The organism is Citrobacter amalonaticus Y19 (genome assembly GCF_000981805.1).
GTDB lineage: Bacteria > Pseudomonadota > Gammaproteobacteria > Enterobacterales > Enterobacteriaceae > Citrobacter_A > Citrobacter_A amalonaticus_C.
This window is the reverse complement of sequence record NZ_CP011132.1, coordinates 4882339-4903537: the sequence shown is the minus strand read 5'-3', so window position 1 is coordinate 4903537 and position 21199 is coordinate 4882339. Positions and strand designations below refer to the sequence as shown.

The following is a 21199-nucleotide window of genomic DNA, read 5'->3' as shown; positions in this document are numbered from 1 at the left end:
CCTGATGGCGCTACGCTTATCAGGCCTACAAGACTTCTGTAGGCCGGATAAAGCGCTTGCGCTGTCATCCGGCAAATTGAGGTTATTGGCTTAACAAACCGTTTTTACGTGCCTGTTCTTCCCACTGCGGGATCACCGTTTTGATAAAGTCCTGTTTATCGGCGTTAATCTGCTGCATGTTCAGACCAATGGCCGCCTGGGCTTTCTCTTTGGTGGAGATATCCGGTATGGCGATTTCATGGGTAATGCCTTTGGTTGCCAGCAGACGCGCCAGTTTCGTCCTGGCATCGGCGGCTTTGTCCATCGCGATACCTAACATCCGCAGACCTTCTTCCGGAGCGTGCATATGGATACCGTGAGAGGCAATGGCCAGATCCCAGCGCCACTGCGCGTGACGGATATCGCTCAGAATCGGCTTCATTTCCGCTTCCGTTGCACCCGCATCCCAGGCCGCTTTCGCTTCGAAGTGAGCACGGACCAGTTGATCTTCGACCTTGATTTTCAGCCCATTAATCGCCTTCTTACGCTCAGCAACGATATTTTGCAGGGCAGCTTTGTCCTGGGTATGGCAGTTCGCACAGGTTTGCGGGAAGTTGTCGAACGGATTGCCAATCTTATGATCGGTATAGAGTTTGCCTTCGGCGTTCTGCACTTTCGGCATGTGACAGTCGATACAGGTCACATTGTTTTTACCGTGAATGCCGACGCTCCAGGTTTCATATTCCGGATGCTGCGCTTTCAGCATCGGCGTTTTTGACAGTGGATTGGTCCAGTCTGCGAAGGTAATGGCGTCATAGTATTTCTCCATGTCCTCGACCTTCATGCCGTCATCCCACGGGAACTTAACGGCTTTGTTTTTACCGTCAAAGTGGTATTCCACATGGCACTGTGCGCAAACCATCGACTGCTGGTCGAAACGACCGGCTTTATCGAACGGTTTGCCGATGGTCTCCATCGCGCGTTCGGCGTACGGACGAGACAACGTCAGCTCAGGTTTGCCTTTTGCGAAGTCGGGTGACGCCGTGTTGTGGCAATCGCCGCAGCCCAGGTTGTTAACGACTTCCGGGCCGCCGCGCGCCCACATGCCGTGGAAGTAGCCGTCTTCACCGTCTTTCTGGATCAGACGCGCCACGTCCGGGCTTTTGCAGCTCCAGCAGGCCATCGGTAATGGGCCGTCTTCAGCGGTCTTTGGCGCACCGGTACGTAACGTTTCACGCACGTCGGTCACCGCATAGGCGTGCCCACGCGGTTTGTTGTAATCACGGGAGAACGGATATCCCGCCCACAAAATCACCAGACGGGGATCTTCTGCTAAGGCGTCTTCACGCTTTGATTGTTCAGAGGTCGCTTTCCATGAGAGGTATTGATCGGGATGCTGAGGGGCGAAGACTTCATTCTTCGCTTCAACGGTAACGGTCTTTGCGGGTTCGGGCGTTTGCTCAGCATAAACCGCAGAAATGAAAAACAGCGGTACGATCAGGCTGAAGAAACGGCGTGCGCGTAGTGTAATCCTTGCCATAGAGGTCTCATCCAGATTGCGCCATTGTGTTCAATGACGGTTCTTTTTTTATTCTATCCATGACGATAACCACACACACCGCCATGACATTGCCCTAATCTAGATGTAACAAAAAACCACACACAAAATGTTGTCTTTAATCAATTGTAAGTGTATGTAAAATACCACTTTAGAGTTAGTCAAGCCGTTTTTTCTCTACGCCTTTCTCCTTTTATGACCTCGATCGCCTTTCTTGAAAAATTAACATAACCCTCTGTAACAGAAAGATTTTAGCAACTTTTGTTGGTTTCCTTCAAAAAACGTATTGCCGCTAATTTGCACTATTCCTGTATTGCGTGATCTGTCGCGCAAAAGCTAAACAAAACTGCCAAAGCCCCTACATTTAACGTTTGTGAGACATATTATTAACATCCTACAAGGAGAACAAAAGCCATGAGCCAGATTCACAAACACGCTATTCCCGCAAACATTGCGGATCGTTGCCTGATAAATCCGGAGCAGTACGAAGCGAAGTACCAACAATCTATTAACGAACCAGATACCTTCTGGGGCGAGCAGGGAAAAATTCTCGACTGGATCAAGCCGTACCAGAAAGTGAAGAACACCTCTTTCGCGCCGGGCAATGTGTCCATTAAATGGTACGAAGACGGTACGCTGAACCTGGCGGCAAACTGTCTCGATCGTCACCTGCAGGAAAATGGCGAGCGCACCGCCATCATCTGGGAAGGCGATGACGCCTCGCAGAGCAAACAGATTAGCTATCGCGAACTGCATCGCGATGTCTGCCGTTTCGCCAATACGTTGCAGGATCTGGGCATTAAAAAAGGCGATGTGGTTGCTATCTACATGCCGATGGTGCCAGAAGCCGCAGTCGCGATGCTGGCCTGCGCCCGCATTGGTGCCGTACATTCCGTAATCTTCGGTGGCTTCTCACCGGAAGCTGTTGCCGGGCGCATCATTGATTCCAGTTCGAAGCTGGTGATCACCGCCGACGAAGGCGTACGTGCCGGTCGCAGCATTCCGTTGAAGAAAAACGTCGACGATGCGCTGAAAAACCCGAACGTGAAAACCATCGAACATGTGGTTGTCCTCAAGCGCACCGGCGGCAACATTGAGTGGCAGGAAGGTCGCGACCTGTGGTGGAGCGATCTGATTGAAAAAGCCAGTGCTGAGCATCAACCCGCCGAGATGAACGCCGAAGATCCGCTGTTCATCCTCTATACCTCTGGCTCCACCGGTAAACCGAAGGGCGTGCTGCACACTACCGGCGGCTATCTGGTGTATGCCGCAACGACCTTTAAGTATGTGTTTGACTACCATCCGGGCGATATCTACTGGTGTACCGCCGACGTGGGTTGGGTCACCGGACACAGTTACCTCTTGTATGGCCCGCTAGCCTGCGGCGCTACCACGCTGATGTTTGAAGGAGTGCCAAACTGGCCAACCCCGGCGCGTATGAGTCAGGTGGTGGATAAGCATAAGGTCAACATTCTCTATACCGCGCCGACGGCGATCCGCGCCCTGATGGCGGAAGGCGATAAGGCGATCGAGGGCACTGACCGCTCATCGCTGCGCATTCTGGGATCGGTTGGCGAGCCCATCAACCCGGAAGCGTGGGAGTGGTACTGGAAGAAGATCGGTAACGAAAAATGCCCGGTGGTGGATACCTGGTGGCAGACCGAAACCGGTGGCTTCATGATCACCCCGCTGCCCGGCGCGACCGAACTGAAAGCCGGTTCTGCCACGCGTCCGTTCTTCGGCGTGCAACCGGCGCTGGTGGATAACGAAGGCCATCCGCAAGAAGGGGCCGCCGAAGGCAACCTAGTGATCACCGACTCCTGGCCGGGGCAGGCGCGTACGCTGTTTGGCGATCACGAACGCTTTGAGCAAACCTACTTCTCAACCTTTAAAAACATGTACTTCAGCGGCGACGGCGCGCGTCGTGACGAAGACGGTTACTACTGGATCACCGGCCGCGTCGACGACGTGCTGAACGTCTCCGGTCACCGTCTGGGCACGGCGGAGATTGAATCCGCGCTGGTCGCACATCCGAAGATCGCCGAAGCGGCGGTAGTCGGCATCCCGCACAACATCAAGGGGCAGGCGATTTATGCCTATGTGACGCTGAATCACGGCGAAGAGCCGTCCCCTGAGCTGTACGCCGAAGTGCGCAACTGGGTACGTAAAGAGATTGGCCCGCTGGCGACGCCAGACGTGCTGCACTGGACCGACTCACTGCCGAAAACCCGCTCCGGCAAAATCATGCGCCGTATTTTGCGCAAGATTGCGGCGGGCGATACCAGCAATCTGGGCGATACCTCGACCCTCGCCGATCCTGGCGTGGTAGAGAAATTGCTCGAAGAAAAGCAGGCTATCGCGATGCCATCATAACCACCACGGTGAAATGCCCGATGGCGCAAAGCTTATCGGGCCTACAGGTTCAGCAACCTTTGTAGGCCGGATAAAGCTTTAGCCGCCATCCGGCAAAATAAACAATACCCCCTACCCTTTCTCTACATGAGAGAGGGAAATGATAAAACCTCCCCAAAGGATTTCGCGTTGCAGGACTGCGACAGCAGTCAGGTCATGCCTGCTGCGCGAAAGACGAGGGGAACCTCTGGAGACTCTGTGATGAATGACACCATTTATCAGCGGATAGAAGACAATGCGCGTTTCAGGGAGTTAGTTGAAAAAAGGCAACGGTTTGCCACGATACTGTCGATCATCATGCTGGTGGTCTATATCAGCTTTATTCTACTGATTGCCTTTGCGCCTGGCTGGCTGGGAACCCCGCTTCACGAGGGAACCAGCGTCACCCGGGGTATTCCGATTGGTGTGGGAGTGATTCTGATCTCCTTCGTTCTGACCGGTATCTATATCTGGCGGGCGAACGGCGAATTCGACCGTCTGAACAATGCAGTACTGCGCGAGGTTAACGCATCATGAAGAGAGTCCTGACGGCGCTTGCCGCCACACTACCCTTCGCGGCCAACGCGGCGGATGCCATTAGCGGTGCGGTACAACGCCAGCCAACTAACTGGCAGGCGATTATTATGTTCCTGATTTTCGTCGTGTTTACGCTGGGTATTACGTACTGGGCCTCTAAACGCGTACGTTCACGCAGCGACTATTATACGGCGGGCGGGAATATCACCGGCTTCCAGAACGGACTGGCGATTGCCGGCGATTACATGTCGGCAGCGTCGTTCCTTGGGATCTCCGCGCTGGTGTTTACGTCTGGCTATGACGGATTGATCTACTCGCTGGGCTTCCTCGTGGGCTGGCCGATCATTCTGTTCCTGATCGCTGAACGTCTGCGTAACCTCGGTCGCTACACCTTTGCCGATGTGGCCTCCTATCGCCTCAAGCAAGGCCCAATCCGTATTCTGTCGGCCTGTGGCTCGCTGGTGGTGGTTGCCCTTTATCTGATTGCGCAGATGGTCGGCGCGGGCAAACTGATTGAGCTGCTGTTCGGCCTGAACTACCACATCGCGGTGGTGCTGGTCGGCGTACTGATGATGATGTACGTGCTGTTTGGCGGCATGCTGGCGACCACGTGGGTGCAGATCATCAAAGCCGTGCTGTTGCTGTTCGGCGCCAGCTTTATGGCCTTTATGGTCATGAAACACGTCGGCTTTAGCTTCAATAACCTGTTCACCGAAGCGATGGCGGTCCACCCGAAAGGCTCTGCGATTATGAGTCCGGGCGGGCTGGTGAAAGACCCGATCTCCGCGCTCTCGCTGGGCCTCGGTCTGATGTTTGGTACGGCGGGCTTACCGCACATTCTGATGCGTTTCTTTACGGTCAGTGATGCCCGCGAAGCGCGTAAGAGCGTGTTCTATGCCACCGGCTTTATGGGTTACTTCTACATCCTGACCTTCATCATCGGCTTTGGCGCCATTATGCTGGTCGGTGCGAATCCGGCGTATAAAGATGCGGCGGGCGCGCTGATTGGCGGGAACAACATGGCGGCGGTACACCTGGCGAATGCGGTGGGCGGCAACCTGTTCCTCGGCTTTATCTCAGCGGTAGCCTTCGCCACCATTCTGGCAGTCGTCGCTGGCCTGACGCTGGCGGGCGCATCCGCGGTTTCTCACGATCTGTACGCGAACGTGTTCCGCAAAGGGGCGACCGAGCGTGAAGAGTTGCGGGTGTCGAAAATCACCGTACTGGTGCTGGGCGTCATCGCCATTATTCTCGGCGTGCTGTTCGAGAATCAGAACATCGCCTTCATGGTCGGTCTGGCGTTTGCCATCGCCGCCAGCTGTAACTTCCCGATCATCCTGCTTTCCATGTACTGGTCGAAACTGACTACGCGTGGCGCAATGCTGGGCGGCTGGTTAGGCCTGCTGACTGCCGTGGTGCTGATGGTGCTTGGCCCCACCATTTGGGTACAAATCCTCGGCCACGAAAAAGCTATCTTCCCGTATGAATACCCGGCGCTGTTCTCCATTTCCGTGGCATTCCTTGGGATCTGGTTCTTCTCTGCGACCGATAACTCGGCAGAAGGGAATCGCGAACGCGAGCAGTTCCGTGCTCAGTTTATCCGTTCCCAGACGGGCTTCGGGGTCGAACAAGGCCGCGCCCATTAATCAACCTTATCCCCTTCATATCTGGAGGGGATATTTCAATGGCTGACCCTGCGTTAAGCGACGCTGAAAGAAGCCCTCTTTTACTATCAACACGTTAATCACCCTTCTTAACGTCATCCATATTCCCGACGCGCTAACAATTTGCATACTTTTCATCTATGGCATCTTTTGCAATAAAATCATTTTTAATCAGTGGATTATTTGTGGTTTTCACCATACTAAAAACGGAAATCACGATGGAATGGAATATCAATACAGCGGTCGATCACGCCAAAATGCGCGCACTATTACTGGTATCACTCCTGCTGATGAGTTGCATCACTCATGCACAGACACCTGAAGCAACCGTCAGAGATTTCTATCATTTTTACCTGACAGATTTTGTCGCTGATAATCACGAAAATCCGTTGAATTCCGCCAAAATGCAGCAATACGTCGCAAAAGAGACACTGACCCGACTTAAAACCATTCAGGATATCGAGGAACAAGAGATCGTAGACGCGGACTATTTCACCTACTGCCAGGATTATGCTGCCGAATGGATACCCGCTCTCGACGTCGGAACGGCCAGGGATGATGCGGGAGGTAAAGTGCTGGATGTCTGGCTGGGTATTCAGGATGGGAAAAAACTCAAACTTCGCGACTATTTACGTCAGGAAGACGGCAACTGGAAAATCTACCGGGTGGTAGATGTTTCCAACGGGTTTGAGCAAAACATCTTTGACGATAATGCGATTAGCGCGGCCAGAGCGCATGCCGCCACATTGTCCCAACACTAGCGATTCATGGTCATGAATTGTACGAGAGGCAAAAGTAGGTACTTACTCTACATCGGGTAGCGCTTCGCTACCCGATGTCTCAGAACATCAGCCTCGCCACCAGCGGGGCAACCAGTACCATCACCACCCCGGAAAGCATCATCACCAGACTGGCAACCACGCCCTCCTGCTGACCAAGCTCATACGAGCGCGCCGTCCCGGCCCCGTGCGACGCTGCGCCAAATCCCGCGCCTTTCGCCATCCCTTCACGAATTGACAGACGTAAAAACAGCGCATCGCCGACCGCCATGCCAAAGACGCCGGTCACCACCACGAACAGCGCTACTAAATCTGGCTGCCCGCCCAGCGGTTCGGCCGCCGCCAGGGCAAATGGCGTGGTCACCGAACGCACCGCCAGACTGCGTTGAATTTCATCCGGCAGGGTGAATAAACGTGCCAGCCAGACGGAACTGGTGACCGCAACCACCGTTGCCGTCACCACGCCTGCGGTAAGCGACATCCAGTGACGTTTGATAATGGCAAAATTGTCGTAAACCGGCACAGCAAAGGCGATCGTTGCCGGACCAAGCAGCCACAGCAGCCAGTGGGATTCGCCGATGTAGCTTTGCCATGAGATATGACCCAATACCAGCATCAACACCAGCAGCGCGGGCGTGAGTACCAGCGGCATCAACGGCAGCTTACGAAAACGACGGTACAGGCGTTTATTGGCGAAATAGATAATCAACGTGATCGCCAGACAAAGCACGCTGAGCTGGAGATTAGTCACGGTTTATCCTGCTTATCTCATAGCGATAGACCTTATCCACCACCCACGCCGTTGCACCGAGCACCATCAACGTGCTGATCGCAATGACCGAAAAAATCCGCCAACCGTCCACCAGCAGCAGATGGGCATAGTTCACTACCGCCACCACCGCCGGAACAAAGAACAGCAGCATCTCCGCCAGCAGCCAGCGCGCCCCGGCGCGAACCCAGCTCAACGGCAGGATGCGACAGACAATCAGCGCCAGCATCAGCACCATCCCCACCAGATTGGCCGGTAGCGGCAGATGCAGCCAGGAGACAAGATATTGCGCAACGATAAATAAACCTGCATACAGCAGTACCTGAACCGGAACCTGGAGTCGTTGCATAACGGCAGGCGTAACGCGGCTTATCGCCACAGCCATGAGGGAACATCCTGAAAAATAATACGGAACGCCAGTATAGAGAGACCCCGCCGATGACTGAAATGAATTAAAATCATTACAGGCATAGTCGGAAGGAATACTCATGGATATCAGAACGCTGCGTTATTTTGTTGAAGTGGTGCGCCAACAGAGCTTCACCCGCGCAGCGGAGAAGCTTTTTGTCACCCAACCGACCATCAGTAAAATGCTGAAAAACCTGGAAGATGAGTTGAACTGTACGCTGCTGATCCGCGATGGTCGCAAACTGTTGCTCACCGACACCGGTCGCGTCGTGTTCGAACGCGGACTGGCGATTCTGGCCGAGTTTCGCCAACTGGAAGCCGAACTGAGCGACATCAACCACCTCAATAAAGGACTGCTACGTCTCGGCATCCCGCCGATGGTTGGTATGCTGATGGCCGGACCGATCGGCTTGTTTCGCCAGCGCTACCCCGGCGTGGAGCTTAAGGTTTCTGAGTTTGGCGGCCTGACGGTGCAGCAGGCGGTGATGAACGGGGAACTGGATGTCGCGATGACCGCGCTACCCGTGGAAGAAGAGAGCGGTCTGGCGACGTTACCGGTATTCAACCATCCCCTTTGCGTGCTGGTGCCACGCTCCGGTCAGTGGACCACCTGCCAGTCCATATCGCCCGAAGCGCTGGCCGAGCATCCTCTGTTGATCTACAACGAGGATTTCGCGCTGAGCCGCCAACTGATGCAGTTGTTCAGTGAGCATGAGGTGAAGCCGCGTATCGCGGTGCGCAGCGGACAGTGGGACTTTCTTGCGGCGATGGTGCAGGCGGGAGTGGGGATCGCCATTCTGCCGGAACCCATTTGCGAACGGCTGGATAAAAATACGCTGCGCTGGATCCCGCTGGAAAGTGAGTTACGCTGGCAACTCGGGATGATTTGGCGCGAAGGGGTGTATCTCTCACACAGCGCCAAAGCCTGGCTGTCCTGTTGCGAAGGGTTTTGGTTAACCTCTGTTGACCGATAAGCATCGTACCGCCGGATGACGGCTAACGCCTTATCCGGCCTACGAAAAGCACGAGCCGTAGGCCTGATAAGCGCAGCGTCATCAGGCATCGGACCAACGCCCTATCCGGCCTACGAAAAGCACGAACCGTAGGCCTGATAAGCGCAGCGCCATCAGGCATCAGGCATAACACCTACACTCGTTCACCCGCCTGTAACGACGCCATGTCATTTGCCCACTCCTGCGGGTATAAACCTCGCTTCACATCGCGGTGAAACGTGGAGTACGGCCAATTTTTTACCTGCGTTACCCAACCATGTTTAACGGGATTGATATAAATATAATCAACATGTCTTTGGTAATCATTTTGGTCCCGTATAGTGTGTTCCCAGAAACGGGGCTGCCAGGCCTGCCGCAACGCAAGCGACTTTGAAAAAGTCTTTTTAATAGCCCGCCAACGTGCTGAAAAATCATACTCGTTGTCAGGCAGAGTCCAGATACAGTGCATATGCTCGGGCAGAACGACCCAGGCGTTGATCTGAAATGGTTTGCTCCTTTTAACCCTCCAGATAGCCTCTCTGAGCACCGTAATTTGTGTTGTTAAAAGATCACTTCTGCGATTACGCAAATTAACGGTAAAAAACCATGTCCCGCCGTTAATGTAGTTACGCCGATAATCAGACATCTCCCCTCCTTTTTTCGCAAAAATAGGAGGTGTTGAGAGAGTCGGCAAGAGTGACAAACTCATTCAGGAATACGGCTCGCAAACTAAATTGCCGGATGACGGCTAACGCCTTATCCGGCCTACAAAATACACGAGCCGTAGGCCTGATAAGCGCTGCGCCATCAGGCATCGGACCAACGCCCTATCCGGCCTACGAAATGCACGAACCGTAGGCCCGGTAAGCATAGCGCCATCAGGCAACACGCTGGGTTTACTGATTCTCGATCAGCAACGCTTCCAGCAGGTCGAGATCGTGCAGCAATTTTTGCAGGGTCTCATTGCTGATTTCACGGGTGGCGCGCAGGTGATACAACTCCGCCCGCTCTGAACGCAGCGCCGCGAGGCGGAATCGGCGTTCCAGGTTCTCTTCCTGAAGCGAGCTATCGACATCGTTTCGCCCGTCAGCACGACGACGCAGGTTACCGATGACGCGGGAACTCACCTCGGTCAGGAGCTGATTATCGATGTTCTCCTCGGTATCCGCCGCCAGACGCTCTTCCATTTTCTGGATAGCGACAATCGCCACTTCCGCCGTCGCCGCGCGGGCAATCCGCTCTTCTTTCAGTTGCTGAGAATGATCGGCCACTTCCAGATGTTGCAGCAGAATCGGCAGCATCACGACGCCGACAAACAGCGAGAACAGAATCACGCCAGCGGCCAGGAAAACCAGTTCGTAACGCGCCGGGAAAACGTTGCCATCCGGCAGCAGCAGCGGGATAGACAGGACACCCGCCAGGGTGATGGCCCCGCGAACCCCTGCAAAGGAGGCGATCAGCAACTCGCGCGTGGACCAGGAGCCAAACTCCATCGGTTTCTTTTTCAGAAAACGCACGCTGAATTTTTTCATCGTCCACAGCCAGCCGAAGCGCACCAGCATCAGCGCCACATAAATCAGCACGATATCGGTAAACAGCATCCAGGTTTCGACGTTCGGGTCGGCTTCTGCCGCCACCAGGGAGGACTCCAGAATGCCCGGCAACTGCAGGCCCAACAGCAGGAACACCATGCCGTTAAAGACAAACTCGAGCATCGCCCAGGTGCTGTTGGCGCGCAGACGCATCGCCAGCGGCGCACGGCGCATCACGCCCGCACGGGTGATGGTCATCCCCGCCGCGACGGCGGCCAGGATGCCCGACACGCCAATATGTTCGGCAATCAAATAAGAAGCAAACGGCAGCAGGAACAGCAGGACTATCTGCGTGGCGGGTTCGTCACCGCCCCAGCGGCTGAGGAAGCCGAGCGAGCGACCGTACAGCCAGCTCACCACAAACCCCGCCAGGATGCCGCCGATCGCGACTTTGAAGAATTCTACGGTCGCGCCGCCGATGGTAAAAATCATCGTCCCCATCGCCACGGCAACGGCGAATTTCAACGCCACCAGGCCGGAGGCGTCGTTCATCAGCGCCTCGCCCTGCAGGATGCCCATGATTTTCTTCGGTATGCGACCTTCGCCGACAATACCGGAAAGGGCCACCGCATCGGTTGGCGACAGCACGGCGGCCAGCGCAAAGGCGGGTATCAGCGGAATACCCGGCACCACCCAGTAAATCAGGAAACCAATCCCGACCACCGTGACGACGACCAGCGCCAGCGCCAGACCGAAAATCTCTCGCCCATGTTCAAGAAATTCTCGCGTTGGCGTCTTCCAGCCATCAGCAAACAGCAGCGGCGGGATAAACAGAACCAGAAACAGTTCGGGGTCAAACTCGACGTGCAGACCAAACGTGGGCCACGCCAACAGCGCGCCGATCGCAATCTGCATGAGGGGTAAAGGGAGCTGGAAGGGCAATACGCGCGTAAATACCCCGGACAGCGAGACCACAAGGGTCATGATGAGTATTGTGAAGAAGATTTCCATGCGTTCCCTGTTTGCGATGTTTCTTATGTGTTTGAGAGGCGTCGTGCCTTGATTTTACCTTTTTCAGAGTATCGCAAAAGACAACGAGTGTGTGCTGAAAATAAAAATGGGCGGCAAAAGCCACCCATTTTCGGCGTACATTTCACAATCAGATGGCCCAGCCGCCGGCATAGAACGCCACCAGCGCCACGGCAATCACCACGGTGCCGATGTTCAGCTTGCGCCACTCACCCGAAACCACGCGGCCAATCACCAGGGTGGCGAAACCAATCATGATACCGGTCACGATGTTACAGGTCAGTACGATGAATACGGCTGTCACCAGACCCGCCATTGCATCCACGAAGTCAGCGAAATCGATTTTCGCCACGTTGCTCAGCATCAGCAGACCGACGTACATCAGCGCAGGCGCCGTTGCATACACCGGAACGAGATAAGAGAGCGGAGAGAGGAACAGGATCAACAGGAATAGCACGCCGACGGTGATGGCGGTCAGACCGGTTTTACCGCCCGCTGCCGTACCAGCCGCTGACTCGATATAGACCGCTGCCGGCGCTGCGCCCACCAAACCGGAGAACACGCTGCTCAGGGAGTCCGTGGTCAGCGCTTTACCGCCGTCGATAATCTGCCCGTCTTTATCCAGCAAATTCGCCTGACCCGCTACGGCGCGGATGGTGCCGGTGGCATCAAACACGGCGGTCATCACCAGCGCCAGGACGCTTGGCAGAACAACCGGATTCAACGCGCCCATGATATCCAGGCTGCCAATCAACGATTTGCCGTTTTCATCGCTCAGCGACGGCATGGCAAAAATGCCGGAGAATTTCACGGCTGGATCGAAAAGCAGGCCGACGATAGAAATGCCGATAATGGTCAGCAGAATGCCACCCGGCACTTTTAGTTTCTCCAGACCGATAATCACCGCCAGACCAATCAGCGACATGATAACCGGAAAAGTAGCGAAGTGACCGAGCGCTACCGGCAGACCGTCCAGCGGGTTCTTGATAACCAGACCCACGCCGTTCGCTGCGATCAGCAGTAAAAACAGACCGATACCGATGCCGGTGCCGTGCGCGATGCCCTGCGGCAAATTGCGCAGGATCCAGCTGCGGATCCCGGTCGCGGAGATAATGGTAAACAGCACACCCATCAGGAACACCGCGCCCAGTGCGACCGGAACGCTGATCTGCTGACCCAGTACCAGGCTGAACGCCGTGAAGGCGGTCAGAGAGATGGCGCAACCAATCGCCAGCGGCAGGTTTGCCCACAGCCCCATGACGATAGAACCCAGACCGGCCACCAGACAGGTCGCGACGAACACCGCCGCGGGCGGGAATCCCGCTTTGCCCAGCATGCCAGGCACGACGATAACGGAGTACACCATCGCCAGAAACGTTGTTAAACCTGCCACCACTTCCTGACGGACAGTGCTTCCACGTTGTGAAATTTTAAACCAGGCGTCGAGCGAACCGCCGGTACGCGCTGAAGGCGTAGACATAGAAAACATCCCCTGAGAGTTTATTATTCGTTCTTATGCGTGGTGGACAATCCACTGCCAGCGCAACGTCAACTCCCTGTGCTCTGATCGCGACAAAAAGGGGTGTCGCAAAAAGCAAACGTTTAGCTCCGCGCATAAAAAAACGGGTAGTAAAAAAAAGCAAACGATTATCCAGCGATCATACGGGGATTTTCAACTGAACTTTGCCGCTTTTTACTCATTTCTTGCGCTAACGCTGAAGAAATCACCAACTGATGCGCAAACGTTATCGTCAATGCGCAATCCGGCAACATAATTTGCCGGGTCGCGTCGCAGATGCAGGGCAGAAAACGGCTAAAAAAACCGCCATCAGCCGCCGGGAATGTCAAAAGGTCCACCCTGCTGAATGGCACGTTGCCAGGCGGGACGCATCTCTACGCGTTCTTTCCACGCGCGGATGTGGGGGAGCTCGGCAATACCGCCGCGCGCCAGCAGTGCAAACAGGGGAAAACTCATCTGGATATCCGCCATGCTGAGATGCTCCCCGGCAAACCATGGCCGCCCGGCGAGATGCGCGTCAATAAAGCGCGCGTGGGTTTCCAGTTGTGGGTTGAGATACGCTTTTTGTACGCCCTGCCCCAGCGCGCCGCCCAGCGTGCGCAAACCAAAGGGCATCGGCGGTTTACCCAGGCTGACGAAGACCAGCTTCATTAACAGCAACGGCATCAGTGATCCCTCGGCATAGTGCAGCCAGAAGCGGTACTGGCGCGTTGACTCCGGGTCATCCGGTTTAAACCGCCCTTCGCGGTCATAAGTGTCCTGCAAATAGTCGAGAATGGCCCCCGATTCCGCAATGATTGCACCGTTATCTTCCACTACCGGAGATTTACCCAGCGGATGGATTTTCTTCAGGGCAGGCGGGGCGAGCATGTTCTTCTCTCGCTGATAACGAACAATCTCGTAAGGCAGCGACAACTCCTCCAGCGCCCAGAGAATGCGCTGTGAGCGGGACTGGTTTAAATGATGCACCGTCAGCATGGTGTTCTCCCGTCATTTCCTCTTACTCACTCTAGTAAATTATGGGAGATGACGAAAAAAATTCGCCTAAAAAATCGCCAGATTAACTGGCAAACGAGATGATACGGCTTACACTTACAGTATCAACACAAACCGGAACCTCCACCACGTGCTCGAATGAGGGGTGTTGACGTCGGGGGAAACCCTCCCGTGTACCAGCGGGATAGAGAGAAAGACAAAGACCGGAAAACAAACTAAAGCGTCCTTGCGGCGCTTTAGTTTTGTTCATCCTCCAGCAGGCGCGCGCCCGTGCCCTCTTCACCCAATCGATCTCCGGGGTTACGCAACGGACAGTCTTTACGCGATAAACAACCACAGCCGATGCAGCCATCCAGTTCGTCACGCAACGCCACCAGCGTATGAATGCGGCGGTCCAGTTCTTCGCGCCATTGCGAAGAGAGTTGCTTCCACTCTTTGGCGCTGAGCGTATGACCTTCCGGCAGCACGCCCAACGCTTCGCTGATGGTCGCCAGCGGGATGCCTATCCGCTGGGCAATCTTGATAATCGCGACATAACGCAGCACATCACGTCGATATCTGCGCTGATTGCCGCTGTTGCGGATACTGCTGATCAGCCCTTTGCTTTCATAGAAATGCAGGGCGGAAACCGCCACGCCGCTGCGCTTTGCCACTTCGCCCGGCGTGAGCATCGCTTTTATGCGGGGTAATTTATTTTCCATAAATCGCTTTACCTCAAGTTAACTTGAGGAATTATACTCGCCCGCAGACAAAAGACGAATCGAACACTGAGAAGGAGGCAGCAATATGTCCCATCAGCAAATAATTCAGACCCTTATTGAATGGATTGATGAACATATCGACCAACCGCTGAATATTGATGTGGTCGCGAAAAAATCAGGTTATTCAAAGTGGTATTTACAGAGGATGTTCCGTACGGTGATGCGCCAGACGCTGGGTGACTACATCCGCCAGCGCCGACTTCTGTTAGCCGCCGTCGAACTGCGCAACACCGAACGACCAATATTCGATATTGCGATGGATTTAGGCTATGTGTCGCAGCAGACGTTTTCCCGCGTGTTTCGCCGGGAATTTGATCGCACCCCCAGCGACTACCGTCACAGCCTGTAGTGTTACTGTCCGCGCTGCATCAGGAGTGCGGGCGGTTGCTGCAACCAATGAATGAAGTCCTGCGGTGGCAGCGCCTTCGCGAAATGCCACCCCTGACAGTACTGCACCCCGCGTTTAAGCAACCAGCTCACCTGATCCGCCGTTTCCACGCCTTCCGCGATGGTTTTAAGACGCAGGCTTTGCGCCATCTCAATGATATGTTCCGCAATCAGATGGCTGGTACTGTTGGTGGTCAGCGTATCGATAAAGGATTTGTCGATTTTAAGAATATCGACGTTGAGTGAATAGAGGTTGTGCAGGTTAGAGTAGCCGGTGCCGAAATCATCAATCGCCACTTCATAACCTGCCTGACGAAATGCCTGGATCACCGGCGTGGTTTTCGGCACATCGATGAATCCTCGTTCTGTCACTTCCACTTTAATTTGTTGCGCAAGCACGGCGTGTTCGCGCGCTTTATCCGCAATCATGGCAATCAGTCGCGAAGAGTGGAAATCCGATGCGGAAAGGTTAATAGAGATATACAACTGTGGGTTGGCCGCCAGGAACGTCCCCATATCGCTGAACACTTCTTCCACCACGTAGTCGGTAATTTGCGCGATCATCCCCTCTTTTTCCGCCAGCGGGATGAACTCGGCCGGACTCATGACCTGACCCTTGCAGCCCGGCCAGCGCAGCAGCGCTTCCGCCCCCACGCATTTCTCATTCTTAATATCAATGATCGGCTGATAGTGCAGACAGAGCTGGCGCTGCTTAAGCGCCCGCTGGAGCATACGACGCGGGGAGTAGTATTGCTGGCGCGCCCGCGACCAGAACATTAACAGCAGAATGCTGCAGATGATCGCCAGCGGAAGAGTGACCAGCAACTGCTGATACAGGTTCTGATAAAACCGCTGCATCGAGGTCGATACAATCACGGCAATGGGTCGTTTATCCGAGTGGGTGACGGTGTAAAAACGGTCATCCTGCTGGAAGACAGATTGATGACGCTGGAGCAGTGGCAACAATTGGGCCACCCAGGCCTGCTCGCTAACGGAGAAAAAAGTATTGGTCACGGTGTCATATACCCCCCAGGCCAGTTCGGGGTCTTCGGACATCACTTCGCTATATGACAGTGGATTGATCACCGCGACATAGTTTCCGCGTTGCATATACGTCATTTTATAACCGGTAAAAAAAGGCGTATCGCGAAAGTAATAAATGGAGATGTTGGGTTTTCGTTTATAGTCTGCCGTCGGCATAATATAGGGTGCCGATGGTGCCATTATCGTCGAGCATAAAAAATGATCGCCTTGCGCATAAATTAACTCGTTGATATACAGGCGCCCACGGATAATATTCAACATCCGTTGTTGATGCGCTGGCGTACAGGCTTGTCCCTGGTACTGTTCAGCGGCATCACGCGCTAAATCCGCCTGCAAAACAACCAGCTCCGTTTTATCTAACGCCAGACGGGCAAAGGTGCTCAGTTGTTTACTGGTTTGAGAGGTGGCTTGCAGGTGGGAAAACCATAGCGCCAGCATCACGGGGAGCAAAACCACCATGATTATCCCGAGAAACCTCAGCACCTTGCGTCGCGCCCGATGATTCATTTAAGCCCTATATCCCTGCATTTTATGTGCCTGTTATCATCAAGGCAGGATGCTAAATCACACAGGTGGTTACGTTGCATGAATCTATCAATATTAGCAACAGACTTTTATTAGCAAAAGTCTGATATTGCAGGATGGTGATAATATTCGACCGTAAAGCAAACCTACAGTGCCGATTAATTTTATTAAGGGTAATCCATTCTCCGAAAGAGGTAGTGTTTTATGAAAGTTTTGTCGGTTCATACACAAAATGAAATTAAGCTAAATTTCTCTAAATGCTTATTTAGGACAAAACAGAAAAGGTAGAATCAATACATCTTTTTTAAATCACATCCGTCTGGTTACACCACGATCAAAGCGTGTTCATTGTCGACCAATAACAACAATTATAGTGTGGTTAAAAAACAAGCAAAAAAGAGGCGCGCAGACTGGAAGATGAACGGCCAACCGTGATATAGTTCACAAATATTATGAAACAAAAACAACGTTTCATTTGGTATTGATGTGATTGCCCGTCGATAGCCAGAGTGTTCCACGCCTCCCGTGAAAACGCCGCGCTGTCCAGGGCACCTGCTACTCTCAGAGGAAATGTTTCATGGCTACCCTAACCACTGGCGTGGTTCTTCTCCGCTGGCAACTGCTGAGCGCTGTGCTCATGTTTTTAGCCAGCACATTGAATATTCGTTTTCGTCGCTCAGATTACATCGGTCTGGCGGTGATCAGCAGTGGACTCGGGGTTGTTGCCGCCTGCTGGTTTGCGACAGGGTTACTCGGCATCACCCTGATGGATCTCTCCGCCATCTGGAACAACATTGAATCCGTGATGGTCGAAGTGATGAGTCAAACTCCGCCGGAATGGCCGATGGTATTGACCTGATTTCACCTGAGCCTCCCTGACGGAGGCTTTTTTATTGTTTCCAGAAAATCCCGCCCCTGTCTCTTGCGGAACAAGCGCCTCCCACTCCGATTTCAACAAGTCCGCATCTGTGATGCGTTTATCTGGCGCGATCTATTTATTTATCATACTGCGGCTTAAAATATATTCCTCTGTTATTTTAACTTTCCTATTGTCATTATTATTCAGGATTTAAAAGTTATGTAAGGAAGACTGTTTTTATTATTCTTACCCCAGATATTTTACAAAGGCATAGGTTGAAATACCGCTAATTGCCGCCACGACAATTGCAAAAATAATCAATAAAATCAATTTCTTGGCATTATAAATTCCAAACATAAAACCTCCTTTCTTAAATTTACACTTCCATTTAACCCCATGAGTTGAATGGGAAAACATCATCTTCACTCAAAGATAAAATAATAATTACAGAAAGACCATTGATTAATGTCAAACATCTACAGACATTATTAAAATAGTATGCGTGTGTTTCAAAATATTAAAATTTAATACTTCGAGGAATTTTACTTTGACCAGAATGCCGAACAGCAATCGTCTCCATTCTGCGCCATGCGCTGGAAAAAAGCCGTACCAGCTGACCGTTGAGGAGGTTCTGAAAAATCAACAGAGCCAACCTTCCGGATTAACTCATGATGAAGCCAGCACACGCCTCGCCAGGGATGGCCTTAACGCACTGCCTGAAAAAGCCGGTAAACCCGCCTGGTTACGCTTTCTGGCCCATTTTCACGATGTCCTGATCTACGTCCTGATCGCTGCAGCGGCGCTCACCGCCGTGATGGGGCACTGGGTGGATACAGCCGTCATCCTCGGCGTCGCAGTGATCAACGCCCTGATCGGTCACATTCAGGAAAACAACGCGGAAAAGTCACTGAAAAGTATCCGCAATATGCTCTCCGCTTCTGCCGTGGTGGTGCGAAACGGGCAACATGAGACGGTCGCGACCACCGATCTGGTTGTTGGCGATATCGTAGTACTGCGCGCGGGCGACCGCATCCCCGCCGATCTTCGCGTCATGGAGGCCCATAACCTGCGGGTTGAAGAGGCCATCCTGACCGGTGAATCTACCGTTGTGGATAAAACGGCAGACGCGCTGACAGGCGAACTGCCGCTGGGCGATCGCAAAAACCTGCTGTTCTCTGGTACCACCATTAGCGCCGGTGCCGGGCTTGGCGTGGTGATCGCCTCCGGGGAAGCGACGGAACTGGGTCATATCAACCAGATGATGACCGGGATCGAGAAGCACCGCACGCCGCTACTGGTGCAGATGGATAAACTCGGCAAAGCGATTTTCTCCCTCATTCTCACCATGATGGTCGGGCTGTTTATCTTCAGCCTGCTGCTGCGCGATATGCCGATGGGCGAACTGCTGCTTTCGTTAATCAGCCTTGCTGTTGCGGCCGTACCGGAAGGTTTACCGGCGATTATCTCGATCATCCTGTCGCTGGGCGTACAGACCATGGCCCGCAAACACGCAATCATCCGCAAGCTGCCTACCGTTGAAACGCTGGGAGCCATGTCGGTTATCTGTTCCGATAAGACCGGCACCCTGACCATGAATGAGATGACGGTCAAAGCCATCATCACGGCGGATAAAAATTACCGCGTGCAGGGCAACAGCTACGAGCCAACGGGTGAGATCCACGTCGAGGAGAACGACGCGCTGGCAGAGATTGCGCCAGGCAGTCTGCTTGAAAATTATCTGCGTACCATTGACCTGTGTAACGACAGCCAGCTAATTCGCGACGATCAGGGTCACTGGGGGATCACCGGTGGCCCCACTGAAGGGGCGCTGAAAGTGCTGGCCGCCAAGGCCATGCTGCCCGCCGTCGAGAGCGAACTGCGCAGTAAAATCCCGTTCGATTCCCAGTACAAATATATGGCGACGCACTATCGCATCGGCAACGACGAGCGCGTGCTGGTGACCGGGGCACCGGATGTGCTGTTTACACTCTGCCGGTTGCAGCAAACCGCGAACGGTACGGAAGCGTTTACCCAGCCGTACTGGGAGGCCGAAATTGCCCGCTATGCCAAAGAAGGCCTGCGGATGGTGGCCGCCGCCTGGAAACCCACGCGTGCCGATGCCAATGCGCTGACCCATGACTGTCTGAGCGAGGGACTTATTTTCCTCGGTATCGCCGGAATGATGGATCCGCCGCGCCCGGAAGCCATTGCGGCGATCGGCGCCTGTCAGCAGGCCGGGATCCGCGTCAAAATGATCACCGGCGATCACCCACAAACCGCCATGAGCATCGGTGGCATGTTGGGCATCCATAACAGCCACCACGCCGTGACGGGCTATGAGCTCGAGCAGATGGATGATGCTGAACTCGCTGAAGCCGCCGTCACTTACGATATCTTTGCCCGTACCAGTCCGGAACATAAACTGCGTCTGGTAAAAGCCCTGCAAGATAAAGGCGAGATCGTCGGCATGACCGGCGATGGCGTGAACGATGCCCCGGCGCTGAAGCAGGCCGACGTGGGGATCGCGATGGGCATTAAAGGCACCGAAGTGACGAAAGAAGCCGCCGACATGGTGCTGACGGACGATAACTTCGCGACCATCGCCAGCGCGGTACAGGAGGGGCGTCGCGTCTACGATAACCTGAAGAAAACCATTCTGTTTATCATGCCCACTAACCTGGCGCAGGGTTTGCTTATCATCGTCGCGCTGCTGGCGGGCAATCTGATCCCCCTGACCCCGGTGCTGATCCTGTGGATGAACATGGCGACCTCCGCCACGCTGTCATTCGGTCTGGCGTTTGAGGCCGGTGAGCGCAACATCATGCGCCGCCCACCGCGTCAAAGTAACGAGAACGTGATGGATGGCTTTGCTATCTGGCGCGTCGGTTTTGTCGGTACGCTGATTGCCGCCTGTGCCTTTATGCTGGAAGCCTGGCTGCAGCCGCGCGGCCACAGCCCGGAATTCATCCGTACGGTTCTGTTGCAGACGCTGGTGACGGCGCAGTGGGTATACATGCTTAACTGCCGCGTCTCCGACGGCTTCTCACTGGGTCGCGGTCTGCTGATGAATAAAGGCATCTGGCTGGTCAGCGGTATTCTGTTGCTGCTGCAGTTGGCGATTATCTACGTGCCGTTCCTGCAGATGCTGTTTGGTACCGAAGCACTGCCGCTGCGTTACTGGGGCATCACCTTTGCCATCGGCATCGTCCTGTTCTTCATTGTTGAAATTGAGAAACCGCTCACCCGTAAGTTCCGCCGCAAGTAACCGGCGGAATCCGCTAACAAAAAGGCCTCCCGCTATGTGGAGGCCTTTTGGTTATACGATGACGGATTAACGAACGACCACGGCACCTTTGCGTAGCGTAAAATATTGACGGCTGCCGAACCCAGAAGATGGGTGGCAATCTCCGGCTTGCGCGAGCCGATAATGTGGGGGAGTGATCGTTTCTGCATAGAGGGAGCGAGTGACG

17 protein-coding genes are annotated in these 21199 nt (G+C 54.0%); 8 read left to right on the top strand and 9 right to left on the bottom strand.

Annotated features, from left to right (window positions below):
- Nucleotides 1-82 precede the first annotated feature (82 nt).
- Nucleotides 83-1519, bottom strand: a complete 1437-nt coding sequence (nrfA, locus tag F384_RS22720; protein WP_046493983.1) for an ammonia-forming nitrite reductase cytochrome c552 subunit — start codon at nucleotides 1517-1519, stop codon at nucleotides 83-85.
- A 432-nt stretch (nucleotides 1520-1951) separates the two neighbouring features.
- Here nrfA and acs point away from each other — a divergent pair, with 432 nt between their 5' ends.
- The 4 genes from acs to F384_RS22700 all read left to right on the top strand — a co-directional run bounded on the left by acs (nucleotide 1952) and on the right by F384_RS22700 (nucleotide 6890).
- Complete coding sequence (acs, locus tag F384_RS22715) at nucleotides 1952-3910, top strand: acetate--CoA ligase (protein ID WP_046493982.1); 1959 nt, start codon at nucleotides 1952-1954, stop codon at nucleotides 3908-3910.
- A 240-nt stretch (nucleotides 3911-4150) separates the two neighbouring features.
- A complete protein-coding gene (locus F384_RS22710; protein WP_042321140.1) occupies nucleotides 4151-4465 on the top strand; it encodes a DUF485 domain-containing protein in 315 nt (104 codons plus the stop codon).
- A complete protein-coding gene (actP, locus tag F384_RS22705; RefSeq protein WP_046493981.1) occupies nucleotides 4462-6111 on the top strand; it encodes a cation/acetate symporter ActP in 1650 nt (549 codons plus the stop codon). The genes F384_RS22710 and actP overlap by 4 nt, the downstream gene beginning before the upstream one ends.
- 236 nt (nucleotides 6112-6347) lie before the next feature.
- Complete coding sequence (locus tag F384_RS22700; RefSeq protein ID WP_162200253.1) at nucleotides 6348-6890, top strand: YbjP/YqhG family protein; 543 nt, start codon at nucleotides 6348-6350, stop codon at nucleotides 6888-6890.
- 79 nt (nucleotides 6891-6969) lie between these two features.
- Here the strand turns inward: F384_RS22700 and F384_RS22695 are convergent, their stop codons facing one another.
- Nucleotides 6970-7659 (bottom strand): LrgB family protein, encoded by a 690-nt coding sequence (locus F384_RS22695; protein WP_046493980.1) that lies wholly within the window; start codon nucleotides 7657-7659, stop codon nucleotides 6970-6972.
- Entirely contained in the window at nucleotides 7652-8062 is a 411-nt protein-coding gene (locus F384_RS22690; protein ID WP_046493979.1) for a CidA/LrgA family protein, read from the bottom strand. Before F384_RS22690 ends, F384_RS22695 begins: the two co-directional genes overlap by 8 nt.
- 103 nt (nucleotides 8063-8165) lie before the next feature.
- On the opposite strand from F384_RS22690, the gene F384_RS22685 reads away from it, so the two are divergent.
- On the top strand, nucleotides 8166-9059 hold the full coding sequence (locus F384_RS22685) for a LysR family transcriptional regulator (protein ID WP_046493978.1): 894 nt from the start codon (nucleotides 8166-8168) through the stop codon (nucleotides 9057-9059).
- Nucleotides 9060-9231: 172 nt separating this feature from the next.
- Here the strand turns inward: F384_RS22685 and F384_RS22680 are convergent, their stop codons facing one another.
- From F384_RS22680 to soxR, 5 genes are all read right to left on the bottom strand, one after another.
- Entirely contained in the window at nucleotides 9232-9723 is a 492-nt protein-coding gene (locus F384_RS22680) for an REP-associated tyrosine transposase (RefSeq protein WP_046493977.1), read from the bottom strand.
- A 250-nt stretch (nucleotides 9724-9973) separates the two neighbouring features.
- Complete coding sequence (locus F384_RS22675) at nucleotides 9974-11620, bottom strand: Na+/H+ antiporter (protein ID WP_046493976.1); 1647 nt, start codon at nucleotides 11618-11620, stop codon at nucleotides 9974-9976.
- A gap of 148 nt (nucleotides 11621-11768) precedes the next feature.
- Nucleotides 11769-13118, bottom strand: coding sequence for a guanine/hypoxanthine transporter GhxP (ghxP, locus tag F384_RS22670; RefSeq protein WP_046493975.1), 1350 nt, complete (start codon nucleotides 13116-13118; stop codon nucleotides 11769-11771).
- Between the two features lie 348 nt (nucleotides 13119-13466).
- Complete coding sequence (locus F384_RS22665; protein ID WP_046493974.1) at nucleotides 13467-14135, bottom strand: glutathione S-transferase family protein; 669 nt, start codon at nucleotides 14133-14135, stop codon at nucleotides 13467-13469.
- A 254-nt stretch (nucleotides 14136-14389) separates the two neighbouring features.
- Complete coding sequence (gene soxR, locus F384_RS22660) at nucleotides 14390-14854, bottom strand: redox-sensitive transcriptional activator SoxR (RefSeq protein WP_046493973.1); 465 nt, start codon at nucleotides 14852-14854, stop codon at nucleotides 14390-14392.
- An 85-nt stretch (nucleotides 14855-14939) separates the two neighbouring features.
- Between soxR and soxS the strand changes: the two genes are divergently transcribed.
- The gene (soxS, locus tag F384_RS22655; protein ID WP_046493972.1) at nucleotides 14940-15263 is read left to right on the top strand and encodes a superoxide response transcriptional regulator SoxS; all 324 of its coding nucleotides are present in this window, start codon (nucleotides 14940-14942) and stop codon (nucleotides 15261-15263) included.
- A 2-nt stretch (nucleotides 15264-15265) separates the two neighbouring features.
- On the opposite strand, the gene F384_RS22650 is transcribed toward soxS, so the two are convergent.
- Nucleotides 15266-16852 (bottom strand): EAL domain-containing protein, encoded by a 1587-nt coding sequence (locus F384_RS22650; protein ID WP_046493971.1) that lies wholly within the window; start codon nucleotides 16850-16852, stop codon nucleotides 15266-15268.
- A gap of 595 nt (nucleotides 16853-17447) precedes the next feature.
- Here F384_RS22650 and F384_RS22645 point away from each other — a divergent pair.
- Nucleotides 17448-17729, top strand: coding sequence for a YjcB family protein (locus tag F384_RS22645; RefSeq protein WP_042999048.1), 282 nt, complete (start codon nucleotides 17448-17450; stop codon nucleotides 17727-17729).
- Nucleotides 17730-18276: 547 nt separating this feature from the next.
- Nucleotides 18277-20994 carry a cation-transporting P-type ATPase gene (locus F384_RS22640; protein WP_413541461.1) on the top strand — a complete coding sequence of 906 codons (2718 nt, stop codon included), beginning with the start codon at nucleotides 18277-18279 and terminating at the stop codon, nucleotides 20992-20994.
- The last annotated feature ends 205 nt before the right edge of the window (nucleotides 20995-21199 follow it).

What these genes read in the sequence shown, in the direction of transcription:
- F384_RS22690 (WP_046493979.1), bottom strand. Translation starts at nt 8,062, where the DNA reads ATGGCTGTGGCGATAAGCCGCGTTACGCCTGCCGTTATGCAACGACTC.
- acs (WP_046493982.1), top strand. Translation starts at nt 1,952, where the DNA reads ATGAGCCAGATTCACAAACACGCTATTCCCGCAAACATTGCGGATCGT.
- ghxP (WP_046493975.1), bottom strand. Translation starts at nt 13,118, where the DNA reads ATGTCTACGCCTTCAGCGCGTACCGGCGGTTCGCTCGACGCCTGGTTT.
- F384_RS22700 (WP_162200253.1), top strand. Translation starts at nt 6,348, where the DNA reads ATGGAATGGAATATCAATACAGCGGTCGATCACGCCAAAATGCGCGCA.
- F384_RS22665 (WP_046493974.1), bottom strand. Translation starts at nt 14,135, where the DNA reads ATGCTGACGGTGCATCATTTAAACCAGTCCCGCTCACAGCGCATTCTC.
- F384_RS22680 (WP_046493977.1), bottom strand. Translation starts at nt 9,723, where the DNA reads ATGTCTGATTATCGGCGTAACTACATTAACGGCGGGACATGGTTTTTT.
- soxR (WP_046493973.1), bottom strand. Translation starts at nt 14,854, where the DNA reads ATGGAAAATAAATTACCCCGCATAAAAGCGATGCTCACGCCGGGCGAA.
- F384_RS22685 (WP_046493978.1), top strand. Translation starts at nt 8,166, where the DNA reads ATGGATATCAGAACGCTGCGTTATTTTGTTGAAGTGGTGCGCCAACAG.
- nrfA (WP_046493983.1), bottom strand. Translation starts at nt 1,519, where the DNA reads ATGGCAAGGATTACACTACGCGCACGCCGTTTCTTCAGCCTGATCGTA.
- F384_RS22675 (WP_046493976.1), bottom strand. Translation starts at nt 11,620, where the DNA reads ATGGAAATCTTCTTCACAATACTCATCATGACCCTTGTGGTCTCGCTG.
- soxS (WP_046493972.1), top strand. Translation starts at nt 14,940, where the DNA reads ATGTCCCATCAGCAAATAATTCAGACCCTTATTGAATGGATTGATGAA.
- F384_RS22650 (WP_046493971.1), bottom strand. Translation starts at nt 16,852, where the DNA reads ATGAATCATCGGGCGCGACGCAAGGTGCTGAGGTTTCTCGGGATAATC.
- F384_RS22645 (WP_042999048.1), top strand. Translation starts at nt 17,448, where the DNA reads ATGGCTACCCTAACCACTGGCGTGGTTCTTCTCCGCTGGCAACTGCTG.
- F384_RS22710 (WP_042321140.1), top strand. Translation starts at nt 4,151, where the DNA reads ATGAATGACACCATTTATCAGCGGATAGAAGACAATGCGCGTTTCAGG.
- actP (WP_046493981.1), top strand. Translation starts at nt 4,462, where the DNA reads ATGAAGAGAGTCCTGACGGCGCTTGCCGCCACACTACCCTTCGCGGCC.